This is a genomic window from Psychroflexus sp. MES1-P1E, from assembly GCF_002836055.1.
Lineage (GTDB): Bacteria > Bacteroidota > Bacteroidia > Flavobacteriales > Flavobacteriaceae > Psychroflexus.
In genome coordinates this window covers 1-1964 of the sequence record NZ_PJBS01000261.1, presented here as the reverse complement: position 1 = coordinate 1964, position 1964 = coordinate 1, and the positions used below count along the sequence as shown (strand labels likewise).

Annotated in this window: 4 protein-coding genes; 2 read left to right on the top strand and 2 right to left on the bottom strand. The window is 31.1% G+C overall.

All coding sequences use genetic code 11. The features are described 5' to 3' along the window. Window positions 1-482: 482 nt before the first annotated feature. Window positions 483-668 (top strand): hypothetical protein, encoded by a 186-nt coding sequence (locus CXF67_RS09560; protein ID WP_102088557.1) that lies wholly within the window; start codon window positions 483-485, stop codon window positions 666-668. A gap of 52 nt (window positions 669-720) precedes the next feature. Continuing rightward, window positions 721-1071 (top strand): hypothetical protein, encoded by a 351-nt coding sequence (locus CXF67_RS09555; RefSeq protein WP_102088556.1) that lies wholly within the window; start codon window positions 721-723, stop codon window positions 1069-1071. Here CXF67_RS09555 and CXF67_RS09550 read toward each other — a convergent pair. Beyond that, window positions 1054-1293: a P-loop NTPase fold protein gene (locus tag CXF67_RS09550; protein ID WP_102088555.1), complete on the bottom strand. Its 240-nt coding sequence runs from the start codon at window positions 1291-1293 to the stop codon at window positions 1054-1056. The genes CXF67_RS09555 and CXF67_RS09550 overlap by 18 nt on opposite strands. A 148-nt stretch (window positions 1294-1441) precedes the next feature. After that, entirely contained in the window at window positions 1442-1951 is a 510-nt protein-coding gene (locus CXF67_RS09545) for a hypothetical protein (RefSeq protein ID WP_102088554.1), read from the bottom strand. Between the last annotated feature and the right edge of the window lie 13 nt (window positions 1952-1964).

The following is a 1964-nucleotide window of genomic DNA, read 5'->3' as shown; positions in this document are numbered from 1 at the left end:
CTCGCTAGGTCTATAGGCTTATATTCTGTAGGTCTTGCCATCTCTGCAATTGGTAAACAAAAATTTGAAAATCAATTCAAAGAAAAACAAGATTCTAAAAACGCATAAATTCTACACAATCAAAGCTTAAAGCAGATTTATTTTTGAGGCATATTTAATAACCATGTCTCTTTTAGAAAATGCTATAAGATCTGCAGTAACACCTTCACTGTATTATACTGATATAGGTTGACCTTTTTTAGGTTTAATTTGAACTAGCTATTTTCTAAATTAGAATTTCAGTTAAATTTACGTTATTTCTACGATATGATTTATATTTTATATTCGGATTCAAATGGACTTCGGTAGGTTTTCTTAAATCTAGGCTAAAATGGGTTCTTAAATTGTTGTAAATAGATACTGCTTGTTTTGTTATTTGCTGAGCAATAACAGTATTTTTAATCCAGTTTCTAAGTCCATCTTCAATTCTAAATTAAGATAGATTGTTAACAGCTGATTCTGTATACACTATTGCTAAAGTTCTTTCAAAAGAAGAGCTCACAGAATTGTATGCTCGAATTGGTAAATATTTAAACAAGGACTATTTACCCAAAAGAAGCAATAAAGAAATTAACCGAATAACTGTAGCAGAAATTGGCGAGATGCTATGGAAAAGGTATTCAATGTAAAGACTGGATGATCTTGAAATTTAAAAACATATAAAAATTTAAACTATTAATTATGAAAAAATCAATACTCAATTTACGATTAGATGAATCCACTAAAGAGGAATTAGATGCTAAGTGTTTAGCAAATGGTGTATCTGTTTCATCTACAAATATTACAAGCTTACTTTTACTTTCCTTTAAAAATTCATCAAGACGATTTTTAAGTTCTTCTAAATCAGCTTCACTTAATATCTTTCCAATTTGGGATATATCTTTTCCGATTAAAGAGCCTAAAATTCCATATTTTGCTACGAAATCGCCAATTTTTTCTTTTTTACTGTTTATTTCTCGACCTAAAACTTCGGCAATTTTTTTTAGGAAATTTTTAATAAGGGTTTCTTCATCGTTATATCCAAGGGTTTAATGCTACAGTTAGTATTGTTTTTTGTTTATCGAGTTCCTTTTGTATGAAATTCAATACAGAAGTTTTCCCTTCTCCCCAAGCACCATATATACCTATTACTATTCCTTCTTCGTTTTCTCTTTGAATGATTGTATCCGCTATTCTTTTGGAAAAATTATAACGTTGAAATCTGTCTTGTTCTTCATTTTCGACAGGTTTATCAGATGAGAAATTTTGTTTCATTCAATGCGGTTTTTTATATGGCTTACAACGGTTGACACTAGGCGTAGGCATAGCTTCCAACCAAAATTGTTTTATCGAAGATAGGAATAGATTCTTACACTTAACTGATTACACGAAGGATAGAGCCTATGCTTACGCTTAGTGTATGTTATGAGCCGCATAGTTCGTTAAATTCCTTAAAATATGCTTTCCACCAATCAATAGCTTCTCTTACTAATTCACTTGGGGGAAGGTCTTTCTTGTAACCATCGTTTTTCTTGAAGTTCGACAGTACTTTTTCATCTTGTTCAAGAATGAGTTTATTGCCGTCTTCAGTTAATAAATTAAAACCATCTTCAGTAACAAGGTAGATCGGATCAAACCTGATGCTATGTTCATTTGATACATAATACTCATACTCTTTCAATAGAAGGTCACGCTCTTTTTTAATGAATTCGGAATAAACTTTATCATTCCTTTTATCGTTAAACAGCTTATTGGCAATTTGCTTCTTATTGGTGTTTTGAACTTCTGAATTATGAACATGCCCCGCTGCTCTTAAGAGAGTTAAGCACGTTAACCATTGTAAACGCACCATAGCAATATCATTTTCAACTTCGCATTTACGGAGTAATTCCAATGATAATTCAAGATCTTCTATGAGTTTATCTACTCTCATTTTCTATGGTTTA